The following is a 23907-nucleotide window of genomic DNA, read 5'->3' as shown; positions in this document are numbered from 1 at the left end:
GAGCCTTCTTCTTAGTAGCGGCATCTAGGTTGTCTAGAGGAGCTTCAACCTTACCTTTACCAGGATGTTCAGGGAAGTTTACGCCTAAAGCTTTAAGCTGTTTTTGAGCTTCTTCGTGAGAAAGAGAGCCATCTTTTTCTTTATCTAGAATAGCTTGAGCCTTCTTCTTAGTAGCGGCATCTAGGTTGTCTAGAGGAGCTTCAACCTTACCTTTACCAGGATGTTCAGGGAAGTTTACGCCTAAAGCTTTAAGCTGTTTTTGAGCTTCTTCGTGAGAAAGAGAACCGTTTTTTTCTTTATCCAGAATAGCTTGAGCCTTCTTTTTAGTGGCGTCATCTAAATTAGCTAACATAGAGTTTTTAAAAGTAGGTTCTGGTAATGACACGCCGAGTTTCGCCAATTTGCTTTTTAGTTCTGTTTTAATCTTTTGTATTTGTTCTTGAGTCGTATTACTACTATCAGAGGAATTTGACATCGTCTTTGCATATACGTTAGAGCCAATTCCACTTAATACTCCAACTGACAGGGCACCCGACATTACATATCCAACTAGTTTCTTTTTGTTCATAAGTGTTCCTCCAAATATCATTTATTTTTTGTTGCCTCTATACCTTATCCCTCAATAGTGAAAAGACGGTGAAAAATGGGACCATTTTAAAATATTTTTTGTTTTTTTATTTGTTTTGTTTTTCTTCTTATGATCAACTGTTTTTAACACCTAAGCAAAATGTTGATAGCAAAAACCAAAAAAAGGGTATAGTATAAAAAAATATTGAGGTGATCAAATGCTATCTTCATCGTTGTTGGAAAAAGTGAAAAGAAATCCAATCAAGACAGCAGGTATTCTTCTGGGGACTTTTGTAATCGCTCGAACCGCTGAAAAAATTATCTTAAAAAAAATAGAAAAAGCTCCGCAGAAAGATGACGGATTTGCTTTTGGCACTATTCGTCATTCCAAGGATTCAATTACTTTTTTACTTAAGGAAACACAAGGGCTTTATACAATTTATAGAGATGGAAAGTTGCTTTATAAAGGTGATAAAAGTGAATTCGCTGACAAAGGTTTGGTTCCAGGTACGTTATATCAGTATTATGTGGAATTTACTGAGGAAGAAGAAAAGGGACTTTCTAAAAAGTACGTTGTTCAAACGGCTACAGCTGTTGATAAAAAATCCGAGAATAATATTTTGAAGGATTTAGTTATTACAACTGTTATTTCAGAAGAAGACATTCAGTTTAAATGGGAAGCTATTGATGGAATTGATGAATACTTTATATATCGAGATCAACAATTGATTGGTAAAACAAAAACATGCAACTTTAAAGAAAAAATACCAAGCACAAGTAAAGAATGTAATTACCAAATCAAGGCGAAAAGGCCGCTTCTCTTGTCAGAACAAGGAAGCAGCAAGACCAATTCTGCAATAGCTGGTGTATTAGGAATAGCAAAAAATGATACCTCGAAAGAACAAACAGCACAAGAAGAATTTACGCTGAGAAAAAAGATTGGACCAGCAGAACATCTTCTTATAAGACCCGAAGCAAACAGGCAAGAGAAAAAAGATAAAAATTGGTTGGTGCGCTACACCACATTTTTAAAGGAAGAGTGGATTGGAAACCCAAATATAGCCTCCTCTGAACGTTTTTTTAAAGGAGACAATCGTCATTACGATCCGGAAGCAAATAGCTATCGTACTCGGACAGAAATTACCTATGATGCAGAAGCTGAAGAAGCGACAGTGCTGAAGAAAACAGCTGGCATTACCAAGGCATATGATGAGGATAAGCATTTTTTAAAAGAAGAGCGGGCCTCTGATGAAGGAATAGAAATGCAAGAAGTCATCAAGAACGAGGATTTCGTACGGTTTGAGCTGTATCATGAAGTAGGTAATCCGCTTGTAGCTTCTCCTGCCATTAATTATAGATTATTTGGGACATTTTATCGCAATGGGACAGTAGATTTTATAGGCAGCCATGACCAAGCACCTTGCCATGAAGTGTATATGAAAGAACATGATAAAAAAGATTGGCACACAGTACATCAAACGGATAATAAGGGCCTTGAAATGATGGCTCCGCAAACGGCAAATCATTTATGGCGCTATACCACTTTTACAGAAGTTTGAGGTATAAGATCTACCAATATAAAAAAGAAAAAAGAGCGAAAAGGCCTTCTTTTCGCTCTTTTTTATATGAATCTTTTTCGGATATTTGGCGATGGAAGCATACAGCTTTCCTTTTTGCCAAACCATTTATAGCGGTTTTTCGCAATGATGTCATATACAGCATTACGCAATGGTAGTGGTACGGCAACAAAGAAATAAAATATCTTCCAAAAGCCTGAGAGGCCCTTGCATATTCTGAGTGCTGCTGTTGATTTATAGTAAACTTTGTCATCCTCTATGAGTACGATGCTGTCAATGGAAGAAGGTATCTGATATTTCTCCCGCATTTTTTCTCCCGTGTCCCCCTGTAATGAAGAAAAATAAAAACGTCCTTTAGGGTCATGTTTGATAATGAACTGTACACTTGAATCGCAAAAATTGCATTCGCCATCAAAAAGTACAACTGGATGCATAATGGATCCCTCCTGTTTTTAATACTTTAACCGTTTATAGGAAAAGAAAAACCTCTATCATATGTAAATTATACGTTGCGTTAGAATATATTCGCACATTAAATTAATCGCTCTATATAACATTATTGTAATTAATTGGACCAATAATTACTTAAAAAAACAATATTTTATCACAAAATTTAAAAGAAAGGTATTGCGCTTTTACAGTAAGTCTGCTATTGTTTACTGGTGATTTATTTAGAATTCTAAGTAATTTTTTTGAAAAGCCAAGCATGAAAAAAGAATAATTGAGAGTCCATAACCGCTATTTACTATTCTATTAGGTGAAGTAGCGGTAAATATTTAGTCTCCTAATATTTAGATAACTAAAATTTAGAACATGCAACTTTTAGTTATTTCAATAAAATTATCGGTTTCTATACACACTTATCAATTGTTACTTTGAATTGCTTATTGTTGGTGATAAATACGAAAGCAGAAAGGAAGTAACGAATTATGGAAAAGAAAAAAATACATTACGCGTGGTGGACCTTGCTAGCGCTTTGTATCATTGTTGGTATCGGTAAAGGAAGTTTGAGTAACTCTGCAAGCTTATTTTTAACGCCGATTACTAAAGATCTTGGTGTAGGCTTAGGTAGCTTAAGCCTGTATTTCAGTGTCTCTGCTATTGTGACGTTGATCTTCCTACCAATAGGCGGAAAAATTTTGGCGAAATATGATATTCGCTCAGTTTTAATTGTAGGTATTATTTTACAAGCGGGATCTTATGTTCTATTTAGTTTTATGAGTTCTGTATGGGGATGGTATATTATGGCCATTCCATTAGCTGTTGGGGGCGTTTTTATCACAGTTATTGCAGGACCAGTCCTGATCAATCAATGGTTTAAAAAGAACAGTGGCTTGGCTCTTGGTATTTTAGGTGCTGCTGGTGGTTTATTAGGTGCTATTTCTCAACCAATCGTTGGTAAATTGATTTCTAGCCATGGATGGAGATCATCTTATGTTATTGTTGGCATTGCAGCAATGGTGATCATTATACCAGTTGTCTTGCTTTTGATTAAAAAATCTCCACAAGCGAAGGGTCTTCTTCCATATGGGATGGATGAAGCCGCTGCAACTGATAATGGGTCAGCAATCAATACTGAAGAGAAAGGTGTTACATTTGCAATAGCAAAAAAATCTTCTGCTTTTTATGCATTGCTTATTTTCTTCTTCCTTGTAACATCTATTGCAAGTTTTTCTATGCATATCCCAACATACTTGATGAATAAAGGATTCAGTGTTTCGTTTGCAGGTAATATTATGGGGACCTTAATGATCGGTGTATTAATTGGATCATTAATCATAGGCTTCTTGACTGACCGTATAGGTTCAAAAAATACAGCACTTCTTGCAATGGCTGTTGGTTTAATATCTATTTGCTTGCTTGTATTTACAGAGTCAAATGCTGGGATCATTACTTTAGCCGTAGGGTTATTTGGCGTGATTTCATCATCAATCGGTACATTAGGACCTGCGTTGACAGCAAGTCTATTTGGTAATAAAGAGTATAGCCAAATTTATTCAACAGCCTCTTTAGGACTAGCAATCTCTTCTATTGTCGCTCTTCCTGTATATGGCTATGTGTATGATTTTACAGGAAGCTACACAGTTGTTTTATACGCTTTACTAGCTATGTTAGTTATCAATATCATTGCAATCTTGTTTGCATTTAAAGGTAAAAAGAAATTAGAGCAAGATGGCTTTTGGAAATAAGTCAATAGAGCACAGACCAGCATAAATGGTCTGTGCTTTTTTGTTGTGGATTAAAATTGGACTTTATCTCCCTGTACCCACACCTCTTGGATATGTTCTGGGCGTGTATGATACATAATTTTTTGGAAAATATCGTATGGTTGCTCATCTGGCGAAAAGATGGGCATTCTTGCAGATGACACAGTAGTATCAATAATTTGAATATCCCACGAGTAATTTTTTTTGATTTTCCCAATAGGTAAACTTAAGCTTTCGCCACCGCCGGCTGTTGCCAGATAAAATGCTTCATCGATGGTCAAGCGAGAATGAGGTACACCCCGCTCACTGGCTGGTATAGAAGGGTTTACACCATCTTCTAGCATCCGAGATGAAATAATTGATTGAATAGCATTGGCATATATGCTTGGCGTAGCGCCAGCAGAGATATCTGTTCCTAAGCCAATATCCACTCCTTTTTCTTGCAGATGTGATACAGGCAATACGCTATTGGCAAAATAGGCATTGGATAAGGGACAGTGGCTAATGGCCGTTCCTGTTTTTGCGAATAGTGAGGCGTCTTCATCGTCTAAGAAATTACAATGTGCCATCACTGATTTATCTTTTAGTAATCCAAAATCATTGAGTGCAAAGGCATCATGTTTTGAAAAACGTTCTTGTACATAATTGTGTGCCCAATCACTTTCACTGCAATGCGATTGGATATAGGTATCATATTTTTCAGCTAATGCCCCCAATCCTGCCAGTACTTCATCTGTACAGCTTGGGATAAATCTAGGTGTCACTACAGGGTACACGCCTTGCTTGGTTTCCTTTGAAAGGTGATTGACTTCAAGAATAAACTCTTCTGTATCAGCTAATGCCGTTTTGGCATCTTGATCTCGGTAAAAATCGGGGTTTTGTGTTGGATCGTCCATCACCACTTTGCCTACTAACCCGCGTTGTCCCTTTTTAGCACATATTGTCGCGAGTAATAAGCTTGCTTCTTTATGGATAGTAGCGAAGTAAAGAGCTGTTGTTGTTCCGTTCTTAAGGAATGTTGTAACTAAATCATTATAAACAAGCTCTGCAAATTCTAAATCAGCGAACTTTGCTTCGAGTGGGAAAGTATACGTATGGAGCCAATCATATAGAGGTAAATCAAGGGCTGTTCCTGATTGTGCCCATTGCGGTGCGTGAACATGCAAGTCGATAAAACCAGGTAAGATGTATTGGCCTGCCGCTAATGTGTGGAAATTGTCATTATCTTGATAGGCATCTATCAACCTAGAATACTCATCTTGCGTAGGATTGAAAATATCCTCAATCACGCCGTTTTCATTAATGCAGAAGAGATGATCTTTTAAGATGGCTACTTTTTTATTTGTTTCACTTGTAAAAGCAGTTCCCTTGAAAATATACGTATATTTATCCATAAATGCCTCCATAAAGTTCGTGTTTTTGTTTATATTTTGATTATAAATGATTAGTCGGCTAAATACTATTACAAAAAAGCGAAAGTTTGTTTTGATAGGATAAATCCTTATATGGTGCAGGTTTAAGTTATTTTAAGACATTGCTGACTAAAAACTTATTAAAAAATATACTTGCAATTCATAGGGTGAGTGCTATACTTAGCCCATAAAATTATATAAGTTGTTTTTCATATAATCGTGAGGATATGGCTCACAAGTTTCTACCTGTTTACCGTAAATAAACTGGCTATGGAAAGCTTTGAAAAGATAAATCGCCTATAGGGACGTTTATCTTCTCTTTCGAATTCTCATTTTTTTGAACTCGGATTACATGGCTTTCTACAAAGGTAGAGGTATGTAATCCGAGTTTTTTATTTTGATGAATTATATGGGTTGATTTATTACAGGAGGATTGATGATGGGAAGTATAACGAGAGAATTAGAAACAGGGAGAACAAAAAGAGTTATTGTGGACCGGAAAAGGGGAGGCGCTGCTGCTCAAATGCTTCTTCTCGGATTACAACAAGTAATGGCAATGGACCTTTTTATTCCGCCGATGATCCTAGCAGGTATGCTTTCTTTTTCAGTAAATGATAGTGCACTATTAATTCAAATGACATTTATTGCATGTGGGCTGGCGACACTAATTCAAGCAGGGCTTGCAATGAAGCTTCCTGTCATGCAAGGACCCTCATTCGTTCCGATCAGCGCGCTTGCTGCCATTGGGACAACCTCGGGAATCGGTACAATGATTGGAAGTTTAATACCTGGTGCATTGCTGATAGGCTTGCTAGGTTATCCACTGCAGCTGTTCAGTAAGGCAGTAAGAAGGTTTATTCCTCCTTTAGTGGCTGGTACGGTTATTGTTATTGTCGGTATTTCGTTAATGCCTAGTGCCATCCACTCAATTTATACTGCGCAGGGCAGTTTAAGCTCTAATATGATTGTAGCGATTGTAACAGCAGCTGTTCTAATTTTCTGTATGTATATTGGCGAAAAGTCAAAAACAAAACTTCGCTTTATCAAAGTAATTTCCGTTATTTTAGCGCTTGCCAGCGGCTCTCTTGTTGCATCCTTTTATGGATTGATTGACTTTTCTTCTGTTGAGAAAGCGTCGTGGTTTCAGTTGCCAACTCTCTTTGCATTCGGAATGCCCACGTTTAATATCAACGCCATCCTTATTATGTTGGCCATCTATTTGATCGTCATGATTGAAACAACCGGTACTTGGTTTACAGTTAGCAATATTACGGGTGACAAGCTAGATGACAAGCGACTAAACGGTGGGGCATTGGGAGAAGGATTGGGGTGTTTTTTGGGCTCCTTCCTCGGAGGTACCCCTGTCACTGGTTATTCTTCTAATGCCGGCATTATTGCGATTACAGGCATTAAAAGCCGAAAACCAATTCTAGTAGGTGGTGCCATCTTAATCGTTCTTGGAATGATGCCAAAATTAATGAATTGTATTGCATGTATTCCATCTGTTGTAGTTAATAGTATTTTTGCCATCCTTTGTGTAGTAATTATGATGAACGGCTTTAAAGTGATAAAAGAAGTGCCGTTTACAGAAAGAAATATGTTAGTAATAGGTGTTTCTATTATGGCTGCTTTGTTTGCAGTATTAATGCCAGCAGATATATTGGCTCAGTTACCAGACCTAGCGACATATTTTGTTGCATCAGGCACTGCTGTTGGTGCAGTTACTGCATTGTTATTAAATTTAATCTTGCCGGAAAGTATAGAAGATCATAAGGAATCAAAGAGGTACAGACAAATTTAAATTAGTGGGGGAATTGAAGATGCGTCAAGATTATCTATGGAATGAATGGCATCCCGTATTTATTGCAAATGAAGTGGAAGATGCGCCAAAGCAGGTTTTTGTACTAGGTGAACGCGTCGTTGTCTTCCGTAACGAAGAAGGAGTGCATGCATTTAAAGATTTATGCATTCACCGCGGGGCAGCGCTGTCTCTTGGAAAAGTAAAAGATGGGAATATTGTTTGTCCTTATCACGCATGGGAATATAACAGCCATGGCGATTGTACAAAAATTCCTGCGTTACCATGCGGGAAGGCAATTCCTAGCAAGGCTAAGGCTACAGTCTACCATTGCCAAGAACAGTATGGTTTGATTTGGGTATGCTTAGGTGATGAGCCTGCTCCGATGATTCCTTACCTTGATTATAGTCGTGAGGGATATCGGACAGTCATCTGCGGGCCATATGATGTAAATGCAAACGCGCCTCGAATTATTGAAAACTTCTTAGATGTGTCTCACCTTATGTTTGTCCATGGCGGCATGCTTGGAGACGAAGACCATGCTGAAGTTGATAATTATACCGTTTCTTTTGAAGACAATCGATTTATCACAAGTAAAATACCAGTATATCAGCCTAATCCTGATGGACGTTCAAAGGGCGGTTATACTGACTATGTTTATGAGATTTTAAATCCAACTACTGCATGTTTTACAAAAACATCAAAAGAATCAGAGGATGAATTAACGATTCTCGTTTGTGTAAATCAAGAAGATCATGAAAAAACTAAAGCCTTTATGCTTTTAACAAGAAACTATGATTTAGATCAGCCAGATGCATCTTTTGTAGAATTTCAAGATTTAATCTTTGCTCAGGATTTGGATATCGTAGAAAGCCAAAAGCCTGAACTCCTACCATTAGATTTACAAGCGGAAATGCATCTTAAATCAGATGCCTTGACTATTGCTTATCGTAGATGGCTACAAGAGCTTGGTGTAGAGAACGGGACGATTGCCCGCATCGATGAAAAACGAAACAATAGAAAAAAGGTTTTACATTAGAGAAGAAGTCAGCTATACGCCATGGAGGCGATAGCTGACTTCTTTTATCTACATATATAAAGCTGCTAAGCAAATTCCCATCGCCCTTTTATAAATATAGCTGAATTGTTCAATAGGTAGCGGGTTTGTACCATAGCCAAGTTCCACAGTAAAACCAGGTCTTCGCCATTCTTGTATATACCAATCTTTATAGCCCGCATCGCTATTTACATTTCTGACAGCCTTGTACCCGCTGACTTTACAGAGTTCTTTCACGATGGTTTTTGATTCTTTGGGTTCACAATGATGATACCCCCAATAAATTTCCTCACCTTGTGTGTGGAATGCCAATACCCGATCAAAGTCTCGCTGTTTAGTCAACACAGCCATAGCAATAGATTCGGGTTCTGTTAGCGGAAGCTCACCACCATAGTCTCGGGGACCTGGCAGTTGAGGGGCTCTGGATTTTTCAATTTCCCAATTAGCGGGGAATTGATCGTTTAAATCAACACCGTTTATATTAGCTTTCCATCCAGTAAAATCAGTTGATTCATTATTTATAGTAAGCAGATATCCTGCCCATTCTTGATCATCCGGAGGGCCGTTTAATACCAGATTGACTCCGTCAGGATTGACCATCGGCACAATGGAAAGAGTTGTTTGCATATAAAGAGTGAGGGGGTTTGTCTCTCTCAAATCTGTTTTATTCATTAAGGCTAAAAGATAATCGTCTAAAAATGACAAAAGAAATACAGTGGTAATCCACTCATTGCCATGGAAAGATGCATTGAAGTGAACCTTTTTAGGGCCTTTTCCAATTTGAATTTCTTTTAATGGATCATTTAATACAGAGTAGCCAATCGTTTGTTGCTTTAGAAAAGGATAAATTTGAAACAGTGCCTGAAGATCCTTCCTCATTTTGGCTGAGTCGTAGTGGTCTTTATCGCGTATAGTTCGCCAAGTCACTTTTTGGGGGAGAGCAATTTTTTGGCCCACGGTTAATGAGGTATTTTCATGTAAGTCTAGATTTACACAAAGAATAGCTTCACAGGGAATAGTGAATTTCCTAGCAATTTGTTTTAAGGTTTCCTCCTGCTTGGCTATATAGTGATTTAAAGTGAATCCGGGTATTTGTAATCTTTCATTATCGCCTAAATCATTTATTTCAAGGCGAGGGTTGGAATCAATTATAAGAGCAAGAGGTACATCAAATAGTTGGCTATAATACCAAAGTGAATGGCCAAATCGTGGATATATATACATATGGGTCCTCCCTTTTTGCATGGTCTTAGAGTATATGCAGAGAGGGAGGGAAGTACAATCAGTTACTGCTTTTTCATTACAAATGTTAGATGGCGACCTGCTTTTTTATCCTCACGATATGAAAAGCCTTCATTATTAATATACGTACATGTTTCATCTATGGTAATGTGAGCGCTTGGTACACCCGCAAGCTCGCATTGCCTTTTAACGGTTTGTTGGTTAGAGATATGATACTTATTTGTTTTTTCATTAAAATACATATACTCATCTGCATAGCTCAGATTTTTGAATTGATCATATACATCTTGATCTACTTCAAATTTATCTTGGCTAATAGCTGTGCCAATATGAATATACAGATTTTTAGGGTCACATGTTTCATTCTCTTTCAAATAGTCAATCATTTTCAGAGTAATTTCTTTAATCGTCCCTTGCCAGCCAGAATGGATAACGCCAACCAGGCCTGTAGAATGATCATATAATATCACGGGGACACAATCAGCAGTAAAGGTGCACAGTACTATATTTGGTTCAAACGTATATAGTGCATCTGTGTTCTCAATAGCTGTTTCTTTTGCTTCAGCTCCACGCCCAACATCGTCTCGAGTGACTTTATAAAAGTTTGGGCTATGTGTTTGATTGGCACAAACAAATTGATTAAGATCGCAACCGATAGATGCTGCCAACAAGCTTCGATTTTGTAAAATTAAAGAAGGATCAGTGCAACTATGGAGTGCCATATTGCCGTTTTCGGGCATACTTGTATCTTTTAATGAAATGCCTGCAATTAAGTTTTCGTTGTCCATGTATATTTTTGTATTCATTTTATCACCCGCTTCTACTATATTTTAAATACAACGGAATGTATAGGCAGAGAAGAAAAGAAAAAGCAAAGTGGTGTTTGCCACTCTGCCTCATAGTTTACTATTTTTGCTGTTGGTGAGCGGGAAGAAGTGTAGGCTCGATACCTGTTTTTCTAGTACCTTTTTTCATTGACTCTCTTTTTTGCCTACACATTTGTTTTTGCCTTTTTCGTAAGACGATTTTCAAAGAGGAATGTTTTGGCAAGATATTTTGCAAAATTTCTCTCCTGTCCTAATAGTTTATTGGCGCTTTCCTTCTCGACCTTCTATAGAGACATTTTGTCTTACAACTACAAACTGTTCACCATCCCACTCTAATGTACTTTGAACATAGCCTAAACGGTCAGCGTGATACCTGCCTGCAATGCTTTGGAATGCCAAGAGACTATAGACACCGTCACGGTCAAAATCGATTGGGTATAGACCGCTTATTGGATCTACCCAACCTTCAATCGGTTCTTTTAATTGGCCATTTGGCTTGTATATTTCTGAAAGATAGGATTTTCCTTTATAAGTAAGATCGATTTTATACTGTTTTGGCGGTACTGAGCTCGTAACGCGCACTTTAAAGCCGTCTTCATATGTTACTTTATAACTTGATTTGTTATTAAAGCGTTCGTCGTCGAATATTTCTTTAAATACTCCATTTTGATAAGAAAAGATTTTTGTGAAAATAATACCACCGCTCCCACCAGAATCCACAGTTACAAGGATATCCTGAGCTTTGTCCCCGGTAAAGTCACCGAGAAAGATGGTTGGGTTATAACCTTTCATATCATTGAGCGATATGTTAACAGGAATGCCTTGCGAGTGATTCATAATCTGTAGCTCTAGGTTCTGCCAAAGCGGGCTATCAGGTTGCTTTTCACCTGTGAGGTAGACGGTATCTATTAGTCCATCTCCCGTAACATCGCCATAAGCTTTCGTAATGATAAGCTGTTGAGATGGGGTTGTCTGCCGCTGGAATCCATTAGAAGTCCACGTTAGTGTATCTAAGTAAGGAGGAAGGTTGTTTATTTTCCATTCTATGACTAAATCCTTTTTAGTGCTTTCCTTCTTTTTTACAGCATATAACCCTGCAATATGGTGCTGTTCTATTTTGAGGTGGACGAGCGGCTGCCACTGGAAATTTATTTGCTTTAGCATAAGAAGAAACGTGTTGCCCCTATAGCTATAGGCACTAATCAGCTCTTCAATTGAGTCACCGTCTACATCGGCATGCAAAATAACAGGACCTGTTTCTAATTCTAAAATAGCAGCTGTCGGGGGCAAAAAGTAACGTATAAAATGCAAATCATTATTCATATCAATCCCACCTTTTTAATTCACTTTATGCAGCATGGCCCATTCATATGAAGGGGAAGTGATAGAATAAAAACCTCCTCTATAGATAGTTCTATAAAGGAGGTATCTCTTAATTTGTTTTAAATTCACCAATCATGTTTTGTAACTCTTCACACATATTGAGAAGTTGATTTGCGTTTTCTTCCATTACTTCCATTGAAGTAAGCGTCTCTTCTGTTGAAGCTGCTACCTCTTCGGATGCTGCTGCATTGTCTTTTGCATGATCATTTAATGTAATAGCAGTAGCCGATACTTCTTGAATAGAGGCAGAAATTTGCTCTGTAGTAGCCGAGACATTTTCAATTTTTGGTGTAATTTCTTGCATGCTTGAAATGATTGCTTCAAATTGCATTGCTGTCTGTTTGGAAATGCTTAATCCTTCTTGAACGTTTTCTAGAGTCGAAGCCATATTTTTTACAGCTTCTGATGAATCCTGCTGTACCGCATGGATGAGACTTGCGATCTGTGATGCAGACTGTTGTGAGCTCTCTGCAAGCTTACGTACCTCTTCTGCAACTACTGCAAAGCCTTTGCCATGTTCACCTGCGCGTGCGGCTTCAATCGATGCATTTAATGCAAGCAAGTTGGTTTGACCAGCAATATCGCCGATGATATCTAAGATTGCACCAATTTCCTTAGTACGATCATACAGTAACTTTATTTTTGTGTCCGTAGCAGATACGGAATGATGGATTGAATCCATTTGATTCACTGTATGCTGGATGGATTCTTCGCCTGTTTCTGCTTGTTCTGTCGCTTGTGAAGATAAAACAGCGACTTCATTAATGCTTTCTGTAATATGGCTGATGCCATGAGAGATTTCTTCAACTGCAGTAGCATTTTGCTCAATGCCAGTTGTCTGATTTTCTGTATTGATAGTTACTTGCTGCATGGCAGAGGCAATCTGTTCTGAAGCAGCAATATTTTGGCTAGCACTTGCTGATAATTCTTCTGATGATGTGCGGACAAGCGTTGTGCTTGATCCTACTTTTTGAATAAGAGTGGCAAGATTATTCTTCATATCATTGAATGAGCTAGAAAGCTGTCCGATCTCATCCGTAGAAGTGACGATAATTTCCTCTGATAAATCGCCTTTCCCCATTTTAGAGGCACTTTCTTTTAAGCGATTGATAGGCTTTATAATAGACCGAACAATATACCAAATGGCAAATGCACCTAATAATAAGAATATAATTTCTACTATAATATCCAAGTAAAGTGTAGATGCTGCCGCTTTATCTGCTTCTGATTTGTATGTGGTGCCGACTACTTTCCAACCTGTTTCATTATTTGTGAGGTAGAGGATATTGTGTTCATCTGTCTCTGTCTGACCTTTTGCTTTATTTAATACTTCCTTCATATAAGTTTCTTTAGGAGCTGATCCACTATCTGCCTTCGGATCTGCAATATACTTTCCACCATCACTTAATAAAGAAATAAAACCTAGCTTTCCAATTTTCACTTGATTTGAAATGTCTCTTAAAGCATCGATTTTAATATCAATGCCTATGACGCCTGATCCGTCTGATAATGTTTTTGTAATAGTTACCACGTACTCGCCAGTTGAAGTTGAAGTGTAGGGCTCAGTAATTGCCACATCTCCTGACTTATCCTTTGCTTCTTGGTACCAAGGACGCTCTCGTGGGTCATAGTCTTTCGGATATGTAGCATAAGGCATACGGATCATTTCGCCTTTTTCTGTACCTACATAAGCCATCGCTGTCTCAGGATGTTCGTTAATATATTGATTTAATATTTTTCGAAGCTCTGAATCCTTTGAAGAATCGATTAAACCTTTAGAAATGTGTTTAGATAAATAAGTTGCATCATGGATTTTAGGTTGAATAGTATTCGTTATATTTGTATTCAACAGTTTAATAGTAGAATTAGCGCTATTCAGTTGTTCCTGCTTAATTTGTGATTTTGTGCTACTGTAAGAAATCGTAGCCATCAGCAACGAAGGAATAATCAAGAAAATTGAAAAAGCCCCAATTAACTTAGAACGCAGACTCCAGTTAAATAATTTTTTCACTCGCGTTTACCTCTCTTATACTAAAACTTTGATATGCTGCAAGAAAGTTTAGTGACTACTTTACTCGTTGGAAGTCCGCTGAGCATTCATTAACCAAATTGCTTTAAGGGTGCTGATTCCTATCAAGACTTTTGGATTCACTCATGTTTTTAGATAAGGTTAAAAGCTTATGTGATGTGGATTTTAGATCCTTTATTTCCCTTATTCTGTTATGTACATAGTGCATATGAGTGTCTTTTACCTTAATTGCGAGCTAATTTTATCACATAAAGAATCGTATAGTGATAGTTTTCCAAAATATTTATCGGATAATAGTAAATATTTTTAATAATGGGTAGAAAAAAACCTCTACGATCAGCATATAGCATGACGTAGAGGGCTTTTTTATTTGTCCGGTAAAGAAAATTAATATGTTTTATCTCCGTTGAAAATTGAATTTTTTACAATTACATAATCAACATTGCGAATTGCATCTAGTTTTGTACCGCCTGCATATGAAATAGATGACTGTAAATCTTGTTCCATTTCAATTAGGGTGTCTTTTAAATGCCCTTTATGTTCAACATGCAATTTTTTGCCTTCTACATTTTTACGTTCCCCTTTTTGGAATTCAGATGCAGAGCCAAAGTATTCTTTATAAAGTTTGCCGTTTATTTCGATTGTTTCGCCAGGTGATTCTTCATGACCAGCGAATAGAGAGCCAATCATCACCATAGAAGCGCCAAAACGTACAGATTTTGCAATATCGCCGTGTGTGCGAATGCCACCATCAGCAATAATTGGTTTAGTAGCAGCTTTAGAACACCAGCGAAGTGCAGCTAATTGCCAACCGCCTGTGCCGAAGCCAGTTTTAATCTTAGTAATACATACCTTACCCGGTCCAATGCCTACTTTTGTTGCATCTGCACCAGCATTTTCTAATTCTCTAACTGCTTCTGGTGTTCCAACATTACCTGCAATGACAAATGATTGAGGGAGATGTTTTTTAATATGCTGGATCATGTTAATGACTGCATTGGAATGTCCATGAGCGATATCAATAGTAATGAATTCAGGTGTTAGCCCGTCTCTTTCTAATGTCTCAATAAAGTCATATTCTTCCGATTTAACACCAACGCTGATAGATGCAATTAAACCGCGTGCATGCATATCTTTGATAAAGTCTGCGCGTTGTTCAGGATTAAAACGATGCATGATATAGAAATAGCCATTTTCTGCTAATTGGATTGCTACCTTTTCATCAATAATTGTTTGCATATTTGCAGGGACCACTGGAAGCTTAAAAGTATGTCCGCCAAGTGTCACACTTGTATCACATTCTGATCGACTATTCACAATACATTTTGCAGGAATCAACTGAATATCTTCGTAATCAAATACATTATCCATAAAGGAACACCCCTAAAGTCGAATATTATTTTTTATTTATTTATAAAACGTTCGCCATTTGATAATTTACATTATTTTTAGTTATTTGTAAAGGTCTTTTAGATTTTAGTTATCTTTTTGAAATATAGTTTCTTGTTAGAGAGTAAGGGGTAATTAATAGCATCCTTATAAGGGATTTTTGAAAGCTATAAAGAGTTAACTAAAGACGAATCTAACAATTGAAACACAATAGATAAAAAAGACCGCTACAGTGCGGTTATAGAAAAGGAGAAGATAATATGGATCAGCTAGTCGTAAAACCAACCTTTACATTGAAGCAAATCTACGGAGAGGACGCTGTCTATAGTCCAAGGCCATCTTATCAAGAAAACCCTTGGATGTCGCAGGACATGGAACAGTTGGACTTTTTAACTGCAAGAGAATTAGTTATCTCAAATTTACCAACGCTGGTTCATAAAGCGACACAAACAGACAAAATCAAAGAACTGTTCGAAATAGTAGGGGTAGAAATACCCGAACAACCCTATCAATATGGCAACCAAGAAGAATATGAAGCTGTTTTACACAAGTGGAGCCGAGAGAAAAAGAAAATTGTTTTCCATTATTTATATGATGAAGAAGAAATCAGTCGAGATTGTTATTGGATGGATGCAGAAATGTTTAATTATTTGAACTGTAAGGCTAATATCGATGATATCATCCCAAAACAGTATGTACCTAAACGAGACGTTGTTTGCATAGATCAATTAGAGGAAGAGCTTAAATCATGGCAGCTACCACTTATTTTAAAACAAGGTGAAGATTTGCCTTCATCTGGGGGCTATGGTGTTATGATTTGTCACACTGACGATCAGCTAGTCGCGGCCGTCCGCAAATTTAAAAGTGAAGATGCAAAAATGGTTATTGTTGAAGAGTGTCTTGATATAGAAGTGAATTATTGCTGCCAGTACCTTTATTCAGAAGAAACTGGTATCCAATTCATCGGTGCATCGAAGCAAATTACAGATGACAACGGAATATACAGTGGAAATATACTAGTAGAGAATGTACCAGAAGAAATCATTCAGGCAGGTCGCGAAATTATGGAATGCGGTGTAGAAAAAGGGTTTATCGGTGTAGCGGGATTTGACCTTGTTATTACAAAGGATGGCCAAGTGAAAGCTATCGATTTGAACTTTAGACAAAATGGTTCTACATCCATGTTATTACTACACGAACAACTTGGAAAGCCAGTAAACAAGTTTTTAGCCTACCGATCAAATGACCAACGAGATGCATTCTATACAGCGATAAAAGAGTATGTTGAAAAAGGCGTACTATTCCCATTAGCCTACTATGATGGAGATTATTTCGAGCAAAAAAAACCATCTAGATTTACCGGAGTCTGGTATGCAGATTCAATCGAAGAGATTGAACGGTATGAAAAAGAGCTTATGGAAAAAAGTGTTTTAGAAAACGGACCAGAGGATTAATTCCTCTGGCTTTTTTTTGATTTGTTTAAGCCCAAATGTATTATTTATGGTAGAATTTTTTAGTAGTAGCACTGTAAAATTAACAAAGAAGATACTACTTTTAGTAGAAAGAGCACTTTTATTATAGATGAACAATACTAACCACTTAATAATTAGATATAGAAAATTAAATGAATATGGGGAGAAAACCAATGAAGAGCTGGGAATTTATATTACGCGATTATATGATTGGGCGTCCGGTCATTGCTATTCAGTACGATGAGGACGATCCGACAGTTGGAGAAATTGTAGACTTAAATAGAGAGTTGCCTTATGGGCAAATCGAAGTAACAGAAGACGGAAAATTAGCATCACTTTTAATTGAAATGGAAGACATCATGGAACACAATGATGTGTCACTTGATGAGTATGAAGAATTAACACAAGAGGATTTGATGGGAATTGCGGAAGATTTTATAGATGAATTCTATCAAAAAGAACTTACTTTCCGCAGTATTTCTGAATGGAATGGTGAATCATACTTGTTAACGTTTGAAGCAAAGGATGTTGCACTAAATCTATTCTTGCCTAATTCAGGTGTGACGCTAGAAATAAATAAACAAGGTTTTATCCTGTCGGCTACCTTTAATCAGTCGTATTATCAGCTAGCCTATCCTGATATTCAGATTTCTGCTGAAGATGCTAGGGAAATTCTTTTTGAACAACCGCTTGTCGAACTTGCGATTGCAGACTTGAATGGGGAATTACAGCTTCTCTACAAACCAAAAAGTGGCACTTTTAGAGTACATGTAGACGGTAGTCTCCAATACGAAGAGGATTTTATGGAATATGGGGAGCAAAATGCTAATTCCTTTGAGCCCGTTACAGTAACCGAGAGTGTAAAAACATTGCTTGGTGTAACTGATGATATGCAATTGATTGAGGACGGAGCAAATCGTTTTTGGTATATAGGCAATTCGAAAAACACCGATGAAGAAGAACCTGTTATTAAAATTGAAAACATAGATTCTATGTTTATGGAATACGAATCGCTGGTAGAGTGGGAAGAGCAGAAAGAAGAACTGCCAGAAGCTACATTAGCTAATAAAGCAAAAATGTTCCTAGAGGCGATTGTGGGCGATGTCCATGAAAAGTACCTGTTAGAAGTACAGCAAGGGGAAATGGAATATTCGTCATATGGCATAATAACAGAAGAAGACTTGTCAGAAGAGGAACGACAATTCTTTGAAGAGTTGGAGTTAGAAGAAGATGATGAGTTTGACGAAAACTTTGACTTTGAGCCATACACAACATTTTCATTTATAAGACAGCATAAGGGTGTCCTATTAAGTGATTACACCATTCATATCAATGTAGGGAAATATACGGGGATTATTCGTGAATGTTCGCTGCTGTTGCCAAACGAAGGGAAGTTAAATACCCTAGACATTGTACCAGTCCTGCCTTTAGAGGAAGCCGACGCTAAATTTAAAGAACAGCTGGAAATGCATCTTGCACGAACTGAGGTCAATGATGAAGAAGATGAAGACCTAATTATATATGATTTGACTTATGAAGCAGAATTTCCAGCTGGAAAAGAAATCATGGCTATTAATGCCATGAGCGGGGAAGTCTATTATGCAGAAGAAGAATATGAGGAAGATTGATGGCTAGAATCTTTTAAATTGTTGAAATATTATTGACATCCATTCCATCCCTATTGTAGACTGTTTAAAACATAACTAAATATAGCCTCACTTATACGGTGAGGTAGAGGCGCAGTATTTATTAGTTCTTAGTGGAGTTAGAGAAAGCGATGAGTCTAAGAAGAAGGAAATATTGCCGAAGTGTGTAACAAGTTTCTCATTGTTGCATGCTGGGTCTGCAGTGAATAACTGCAGGACTGTCTCAATAAATTTCTATGGTTTATTGAGTTGTGCTATCTCAAATTGGGATATAAGTAGAGGATTTAGGACTAGAATTACGTAGCCCTGAGTTCAACTCAGGTCTATAATTCTAGTCTTTTTTATTTAGAAAAAAGGGAGAGATCAATATGAAAAAAATAGGAACACTGTTATCAAGCATGTTACTAATTGCTGTGCTAATTCTAACAGGGTGCAGTTCTAAAGAATCTGGTGATACAAAGTCTTCAGGCAGCAAAGGAAGCGACACATTTACAGTCGGCATGGAAGCAGGTTATCCGCCGTTTAACTGGACGCAAGGTGACGATTCTAATGGTGCGGTTGCCATTCAAGGGAACGCTGAATATGCAGGTGGATATGATGTTCAAATTGCCAAAAAAATTGCAGATGGCTTAGGAAAAAAACTTGTCATTTCTAAAATGGAATGGGACGGTTTAGTGCCAGCTTTAGCTTCAGGTAAGATAGATGCGATTATTGCAGGGATGTCTCCTACTGAAGAACGCAAAAAGACAATCGACTTCTCTGACAATTACTATACATCTCATCTAGTGATGGTCGTTAAAAAAGGAAGTAAATATGAAAATGCTACTTCAATTGAAGACTTTAAAGGGGCAAGAGTAACAGCTCAATTAAATACATTCCACTATACAGTTATTGATCAAATTCCAGGCGTGAAAAAACAAACAGCAACGGATAATTTCTCCGCTATGCGCGTGGCTTTACAAGCAGGCAAGATGGATGCATATGTTTCAGAGAAACCAGAAGCAGTATCAGCAACTTCAGCCAATGATCAATTTAAAATGGTTGAATTTAGCGACGGCAAAGGATTTAAAACAGCCGCGGAAGATACACAAACAGCAGTGGGTATACCGAAAGATAGCAAATTAACAAAGAAAATCAATGAAATACTAAAAGGCATCTCAGAAGAAGAGCGTACAAAAATGATGGATGATGCCATTAAACAACAACCAGCAGCCAAATAATGCAAAAGTTCACTTAGTGAAAGTGCTCTTCAGCTTTCACTAGCTTTGCATCAATCGCGCTTTAACATGTAATATTTACGCCTAAAGGATACGGCATGTATTAAAGCTTTGTTATAGGAGAGACATAAGCATCTGTTAAGGCGCTGTTTGGAGGAGGAAAATAGATGAGTTTAGAATGGTTTATAGAGATTATCGTCAATAACTGGCCAATGTTTTTAAGAGGCGCATGGATGACGTTGCTCATTGCGACAGTTGGTACAATTTTTGGCGCCTTAATTGGCTTAATCATCGGTATTATTCATACAATCCCGAAAAGCAAAAGTAGAATTAAAAGAGTATTTTTAAAATGCGTAAGCATCATTTTATCGGTATATGTGGAATTTTTCCGCGGAACCCCAATGATTGTGCAGGCGATGGTTGTTTACTTTGGTTCTGACCTGATATTTCACATTGATATGAACCGTACATTTGCGGCAATGTTCATTGTTTCTCTCAATACAGGGGCTTACATGGCAGAAATCGTACGAGGTGGCATTATTAGCATCGACAATGGACAATTTGAAGCAGCACGCGCGATTGGTATGAATCATTGGAAAACGATGGTGCATGTCGTTTTGCCACAGGTAATGCGCAATATTTTGCCAGCTACAAGCAATCAATACATTATGAATATTAAAGATACATCAGTGTTAAATGTGATCGGTGTTACCGAATTATTCTTCCAAACGAAGACGATTGCAGGAAATAACTTCCGCTACTTTGAGTCATTCTTTGTCGCCTGTATCATTTATCTGATTATGACTATTATAGTGACACAAATATTGAGATATTTCGAAAGAAAACTTGCCGGCAATGCAACATATCAGCTAATAGATAATCAAGAAATGCTGAGCGGACAGAAGGCATCATAATAACAAAGGAGAGGGATTCTATGGAAAACATTATCGATATCATGCATCTCAATAAATCCTTTGGATCACATGAGGTATTAAGAGATATTAACTTTTCTGTTAAGGAGGGTGAAGTAGTTTGTGTGATTGGCTCTTCGGGCTCAGGGAAATCAACACTGCTGCGCTGTATTAACTTGCTTGAATCGCCCACTGGCGGAAAGATTTTATATAAAGGACAGGATATACTGGACCAAGAGCATAATTTAAATACATACCGTACTCACCTCGGCATGGTATTCCAGCAATTTAATCTGTTTAATAACTGTGATGTATTAAGCAATTGTATGGTAGGACCAATAAAAGTATTAAAGCGGCCAAAGGAAGAAGCGAAGGAAGTGGCGATGAAATATTTAAAGGTTGTCGGGATGGATCGTTACAAAAATGCTCGTCCCCATCAGCTTTCAGGTGGCCAAAAACAACGTGTAGCCATTGCCAGAGCCCTCTCTATGCAGCCTGATGCGCTACTGTTTGACGAACCGACATCTGCCTTAGACCCTGAGATGGTAGGAGAAGTCTTGAAAGTGATGAAAGAGCTGGCGAATCTAGGTTTAACAATGATTATAGTGACACATGAAATGGAATTTGCAAGGGAAGTTTCCGATCGTATTGTCTTTATGGATCAAGGTGTTATCGTAGAAGATGGCAAGCCAGAAGAGGTATTTAATCAACCTAAGAATGAGCGTACAAGGGCATTTTTGCAAAGAGCATAACAAAATACAGGGAACTATTAAATGGTTTCTCGAAATCTCAAATGATTTTCAGCACACCTATTCATTTTTCATAAAAGCTCATTGATCAAATGAGCTAACAGTTAGACGATATCCACGCCCTTAGTAGCGTGGATATCGTCTTTTGTTTTTTATATGACTTATAAGTTTCACCGTATTTTTTCATTCTAGTGCAATCATGGTAATATAAAGAGAATATATTATCTGATTGGAGGGGAATCTCCATAGGCATTAGTCAAAAAAATTGGTTGAAGTCGGAAACGATATGGATGTTATTGATCGCTGTTTTAACAGCTGTCAGTAGCGAAATTAAACTCTCTCCCTTTCAAGGCGAACCGTTTCGCTTTGGAGTAGGCAGTATAACTTTCTTAGTGCTTCTGTTAGCTCGGAAACCAAAGTCCGTTTTAAAAACAGGTATTATAACGGGGACAACCGTAGTTCTTTTTCGTCTCATTATTTCAGTTATATTTTACAGTGGCACATGGGACAATAGCTTTCAAGAACATCTTCCTGCGTTTTTTTATTACTTCTTGTATGTTCTCCTTTTTCAATTCATAAAGCTGGAGAAATTTATTGATTCACCATTTAAATTAGGTTTAATCGCTACAGGCATTGAAATTGTGGCGAACACTGCGGAGCATTTGCTGAGATACCTTATGTCAGTTACCAATATAGGTATTTCTGATCTGCTCTTAATTGTGATGGTTGCTTTTTTAAGAAGCTTTTTTGTTGTGGGTATTTTTAGTTCAATCATTGCAATGGAAGAGAAAAAACGAGTAGGTGAACAACTATCACTCGACTCTGGCTTATACGTAGAAACGCTCTATTTGCAAAAAATGATGAATCATATCGAACAAATTATGGCTGATAGTTATGACTTTTATCGAACATTGAAAGCTGATAATCAAACAAACCTTAGCGTACGCGCGCTCCATATTTCCCAGGAAATCCATGAGGTGAAAAAGGATGCTCAAAGAATCTTTTCAGGCCTTTCAGACATATCTGTAGTGAAAACAAATGAGGAGTACTATTTATCGAATATTGTAGAATTTGTAGAAAAAGCAAATTTTAAATATAGCAGTATGTTAAATAAAAGAGTGGAACTCAAAACTACTCAGACGGTCGACTTTATCCTATCTCAGCAAAATCCTATTCTAGCCATTCTCAATAACTTAGTTGCAAATGCTGTGGAAGCAATCGAGGAATCTGGCATGATAAGCGTGTCTATATGGGCAGAAGGGAATATGATTCATTTTAAAGTGCAAGATAATGGGACTGGCATTAAAGAAGAAGATATGGATATTATCTTTGAACCGGGTTTTACAACAAAATACAATCAACAAGGCGTTGCGGCTACTGGTATTGGCCTTTCACATGTAAAAGAAATAATCAACATGCTTGAAGGAGAAATTAGGCTTGAAGATCAAGCAGACGGCACAGCCTTTCATATAAGGATTCCAAAGAAAAACATAGAAAAGAGGGTTGAGCAAAGATGAGATACTTTATAGTCGATGACGATGCGGCGAGCCGCCGTATGCTAAAGCAAATTATTTTGGAAGGAGATATGGGGGTCATTGTCGGTGAGGCGGATAGTGGTATTAGTGCTATAGAGTCGATTTTATCCAGTGACCCAGATTTTGTGCTGATTGATTTACTGATGCCTAATTTAGATGGTATTGAAACAATTGAACAATTGCGCAAACAAGGTTTTAAAGGATACTTTATTATGATATCTCAGGTGGAGAATAAAGAAATGGTGGGCCATGCATATGAAAAGGACATTGAATTTTTTATTCATAAACCAATCAACAAAATTGAAGTGCAGAGTATCCTTAAAAAAACGTCAGAGCGTTTTTTATTAAAGAAATCTCTATTGACCATCCGTAAATCACTCTTAAATTTCGAGGCAGAAACACGAGAAGAGTCACATCGAACGATTAAGGATGTGGTTTTCTCCATATTAAATGATATGGGAATCGTTGGTGAAGCAGGTAGCGATGATATTGTAGCCATCATTGAATTCTTAGTATCGAGAGAAGATAAGCCAAGGCAAATTCCTCCATTAAAAGACTTATATGAAGAATTGGCATGCCGAAAAAAATTAAGCAGCTCTGAAATTATTAAGGAAAGTAAAGCAATTGAGCAAAGAATTCGGCGTACGCTAGTGATTGCTATGAATAATTTAGCAACTTTAGGGGTAGTAGACTATACGAATCCGGAATTTGAGTATTATGCACCTCGTTATTTCGAATTTGCCGAAATAAGAGGCTTAATGAACGGCATACAACAGAAGGCCCTAACGCCAAAGAAGATGAAAGTAAATGTGAAAAAATTTCTTCAAGTGCTGTATGTAGATGCAGAAGAAAAATTCAAACACCCGCCACGTTATGATGCATGATGTTA

The 23907-nt window shown here is 37.4% G+C and carries 18 protein-coding genes, 1 pseudogene and 2 riboswitches; of the genes and pseudogenes, 11 read left to right on the top strand and 8 right to left on the bottom strand.

Annotated elements, in window-relative coordinates; all coding sequences use genetic code 11:
• Positions 1 to 568, bottom strand: a pseudogene (locus RCJ93_RS14095) (hypothetical protein); the annotation flags it as partial.
• Positions 569 to 785: 217 nt separating this feature from the next.
• On the opposite strand from RCJ93_RS14095, the gene RCJ93_RS14090 reads away from it, so the two are divergent.
• The gene (locus tag RCJ93_RS14090) at positions 786 to 2126 is read left to right on the top strand and encodes a DUF3238 domain-containing protein (protein WP_150285356.1); all 1341 of its coding nucleotides are present in this window, start codon (positions 786 to 788) and stop codon (positions 2124 to 2126) included.
• A 62-nt stretch (positions 2127 to 2188) separates the two neighbouring features.
• Here the strand turns inward: RCJ93_RS14090 and RCJ93_RS14085 are convergent, their stop codons facing one another.
• A complete protein-coding gene (locus RCJ93_RS14085; RefSeq protein WP_147197486.1) occupies positions 2189 to 2578 on the bottom strand; it encodes a thiol-disulfide oxidoreductase DCC family protein in 390 nt (129 codons plus the stop codon).
• 495 nt (positions 2579 to 3073) lie between these two features.
• On the opposite strand from RCJ93_RS14085, the gene RCJ93_RS14080 reads away from it, so the two are divergent.
• Positions 3074 to 4333 carry an MFS transporter gene (locus RCJ93_RS14080; RefSeq protein ID WP_249775076.1) on the top strand — a complete coding sequence of 420 codons (1260 nt, stop codon included), beginning with the start codon at positions 3074 to 3076 and terminating at the stop codon, positions 4331 to 4333.
• 50 nt (positions 4334 to 4383) lie between these two features.
• On the opposite strand, the gene guaD is transcribed toward RCJ93_RS14080, so the two are convergent.
• The gene (guaD, locus tag RCJ93_RS14075) at positions 4384 to 5745 is read right to left on the bottom strand and encodes a guanine deaminase (RefSeq protein WP_446739321.1); all 1362 of its coding nucleotides are present in this window, start codon (positions 5743 to 5745) and stop codon (positions 4384 to 4386) included.
• Between the two features lie 207 nt (positions 5746 to 5952).
• Positions 5953 to 6054, top strand: a riboswitch (purine riboswitch).
• A gap of 148 nt (positions 6055 to 6202) precedes the next feature.
• Here guaD and RCJ93_RS14070 point away from each other — a divergent pair.
• Positions 6203 to 7564, top strand: coding sequence for a nucleobase:cation symporter-2 family protein (locus RCJ93_RS14070; protein WP_446739320.1), 1362 nt, complete (start codon positions 6203 to 6205; stop codon positions 7562 to 7564).
• A 19-nt stretch (positions 7565 to 7583) separates the two neighbouring features.
• Positions 7584 to 8600 carry an aromatic ring-hydroxylating dioxygenase subunit alpha gene (locus RCJ93_RS14065; RefSeq protein ID WP_446739319.1) on the top strand — a complete coding sequence of 339 codons (1017 nt, stop codon included), beginning with the start codon at positions 7584 to 7586 and terminating at the stop codon, positions 8598 to 8600.
• Positions 8601 to 8648: 48 nt separating this feature from the next.
• On the opposite strand, the gene RCJ93_RS14060 is transcribed toward RCJ93_RS14065, so the two are convergent.
• The 5 genes from RCJ93_RS14060 to guaC all read right to left on the bottom strand — a co-directional run bounded on the left by RCJ93_RS14060 (position 8649) and on the right by guaC (position 15470).
• A complete protein-coding gene (locus RCJ93_RS14060; protein WP_150285360.1) occupies positions 8649 to 9842 on the bottom strand; it encodes a M14 family metallopeptidase in 1194 nt (397 codons plus the stop codon).
• A 62-nt stretch (positions 9843 to 9904) separates the two neighbouring features.
• Complete coding sequence (gene pgeF, locus RCJ93_RS14055) at positions 9905 to 10666, bottom strand: peptidoglycan editing factor PgeF (RefSeq protein ID WP_150285361.1); 762 nt, start codon at positions 10664 to 10666, stop codon at positions 9905 to 9907.
• 279 nt (positions 10667 to 10945) lie between these two features.
• The gene (locus RCJ93_RS14050; protein WP_223823618.1) at positions 10946 to 12010 is read right to left on the bottom strand and encodes a hypothetical protein; all 1065 of its coding nucleotides are present in this window, start codon (positions 12008 to 12010) and stop codon (positions 10946 to 10948) included.
• Between the two features lie 109 nt (positions 12011 to 12119).
• Positions 12120 to 14081, bottom strand: a complete 1962-nt coding sequence (locus RCJ93_RS14045) for a methyl-accepting chemotaxis protein (RefSeq protein ID WP_446739318.1) — start codon at positions 14079 to 14081, stop codon at positions 12120 to 12122.
• Between the two features lie 405 nt (positions 14082 to 14486).
• A complete protein-coding gene (gene guaC / locus RCJ93_RS14040; protein ID WP_446739317.1) occupies positions 14487 to 15470 on the bottom strand; it encodes a GMP reductase in 984 nt (327 codons plus the stop codon).
• A 278-nt stretch (positions 15471 to 15748) separates the two neighbouring features.
• On the opposite strand from guaC, the gene ldmS reads away from it, so the two are divergent.
• From ldmS to RCJ93_RS14005, 7 genes are all read left to right on the top strand, one after another.
• The gene (ldmS, locus tag RCJ93_RS14035; protein WP_150285364.1) at positions 15749 to 16942 is read left to right on the top strand and encodes an L-aspartate--L-methionine ligase LdmS; all 1194 of its coding nucleotides are present in this window, start codon (positions 15749 to 15751) and stop codon (positions 16940 to 16942) included.
• A 191-nt stretch (positions 16943 to 17133) separates the two neighbouring features.
• Positions 17134 to 18588 carry a hypothetical protein gene (locus tag RCJ93_RS14030; protein ID WP_150285365.1) on the top strand — a complete coding sequence of 485 codons (1455 nt, stop codon included), beginning with the start codon at positions 17134 to 17136 and terminating at the stop codon, positions 18586 to 18588.
• A 96-nt stretch (positions 18589 to 18684) separates the two neighbouring features.
• Positions 18685 to 18871: riboswitch (Lysine riboswitch) on the top strand.
• Positions 18872 to 18974: 103 nt separating this feature from the next.
• Entirely contained in the window at positions 18975 to 19826 is an 852-nt protein-coding gene (locus tag RCJ93_RS14025) for a transporter substrate-binding domain-containing protein (RefSeq protein ID WP_446739316.1), read from the top strand.
• Between the two features lie 164 nt (positions 19827 to 19990).
• Positions 19991 to 20737 (top strand): amino acid ABC transporter permease, encoded by a 747-nt coding sequence (locus RCJ93_RS14020; protein WP_150285367.1) that lies wholly within the window; start codon positions 19991 to 19993, stop codon positions 20735 to 20737.
• A gap of 20 nt (positions 20738 to 20757) precedes the next feature.
• Positions 20758 to 21486: an amino acid ABC transporter ATP-binding protein gene (locus RCJ93_RS14015; RefSeq protein ID WP_150285368.1), complete on the top strand. Its 729-nt coding sequence runs from the start codon at positions 20758 to 20760 to the stop codon at positions 21484 to 21486.
• Between the two features lie 287 nt (positions 21487 to 21773).
• Positions 21774 to 23000 carry an ATP-binding protein gene (locus RCJ93_RS14010; protein WP_446739315.1) on the top strand — a complete coding sequence of 409 codons (1227 nt, stop codon included), beginning with the start codon at positions 21774 to 21776 and terminating at the stop codon, positions 22998 to 23000.
• The gene (locus tag RCJ93_RS14005; protein ID WP_066791028.1) at positions 22997 to 23902 is read left to right on the top strand and encodes a response regulator; all 906 of its coding nucleotides are present in this window, start codon (positions 22997 to 22999) and stop codon (positions 23900 to 23902) included. Before RCJ93_RS14010 ends, RCJ93_RS14005 begins: the two co-directional genes overlap by 4 nt.
• Positions 23903 to 23907 lie beyond the last annotated feature (5 nt).

It is taken from the genome of Rummeliibacillus sp. BSL5 (genome assembly GCF_052928305.1).
The sequence above is the reverse complement of the archived record's forward strand: the minus strand, read 5'-3'. Positions and strand labels throughout refer to the sequence as shown.

Excerpts from the sequence above, each read along its gene's own strand:
- RCJ93_RS14085 (WP_147197486.1), bottom strand. The coding sequence starts at position 2,578 with ATGCATCCAGTTGTACTTTTTGATGGCGAATGCAATTTTTGCGATTCA.
- RCJ93_RS14025 (WP_446739316.1), top strand. The coding sequence starts at position 18,975 with ATGAAAAAAATAGGAACACTGTTATCAAGCATGTTACTAATTGCTGTG.
- RCJ93_RS14005 (WP_066791028.1), top strand. The coding sequence starts at position 22,997 with ATGAGATACTTTATAGTCGATGACGATGCGGCGAGCCGCCGTATGCTA.
- RCJ93_RS14015 (WP_150285368.1), top strand. The coding sequence starts at position 20,758 with ATGGAAAACATTATCGATATCATGCATCTCAATAAATCCTTTGGATCA.
- RCJ93_RS14065 (WP_446739319.1), top strand. The coding sequence starts at position 7,584 with ATGCGTCAAGATTATCTATGGAATGAATGGCATCCCGTATTTATTGCA.
- pgeF (WP_150285361.1), bottom strand. The coding sequence starts at position 10,666 with ATGAATACAAAAATATACATGGACAACGAAAACTTAATTGCAGGCATT.
- RCJ93_RS14030 (WP_150285365.1), top strand. The coding sequence starts at position 17,134 with ATGAAGAGCTGGGAATTTATATTACGCGATTATATGATTGGGCGTCCG.
- RCJ93_RS14060 (WP_150285360.1), bottom strand. The coding sequence starts at position 9,842 with ATGTATATATATCCACGATTTGGCCATTCACTTTGGTATTATAGCCAA.
- guaD (WP_446739321.1), bottom strand. The coding sequence starts at position 5,745 with ATGGATAAATATACGTATATTTTCAAGGGAACTGCTTTTACAAGTGAA.
- RCJ93_RS14090 (WP_150285356.1), top strand. The coding sequence starts at position 786 with ATGCTATCTTCATCGTTGTTGGAAAAAGTGAAAAGAAATCCAATCAAG.
- RCJ93_RS14070 (WP_446739320.1), top strand. The coding sequence starts at position 6,203 with ATGGGAAGTATAACGAGAGAATTAGAAACAGGGAGAACAAAAAGAGTT.
- ldmS (WP_150285364.1), top strand. The coding sequence starts at position 15,749 with ATGGATCAGCTAGTCGTAAAACCAACCTTTACATTGAAGCAAATCTAC.
- guaC (WP_446739317.1), bottom strand. The coding sequence starts at position 15,470 with ATGGATAATGTATTTGATTACGAAGATATTCAGTTGATTCCTGCAAAA.
- RCJ93_RS14050 (WP_223823618.1), bottom strand. The coding sequence starts at position 12,010 with ATGAATAATGATTTGCATTTTATACGTTACTTTTTGCCCCCGACAGCT.
- RCJ93_RS14010 (WP_446739315.1), top strand. The coding sequence starts at position 21,774 with ATGTTATTGATCGCTGTTTTAACAGCTGTCAGTAGCGAAATTAAACTC.
- RCJ93_RS14020 (WP_150285367.1), top strand. The coding sequence starts at position 19,991 with ATGAGTTTAGAATGGTTTATAGAGATTATCGTCAATAACTGGCCAATG.
- RCJ93_RS14080 (WP_249775076.1), top strand. The coding sequence starts at position 3,074 with ATGGAAAAGAAAAAAATACATTACGCGTGGTGGACCTTGCTAGCGCTT.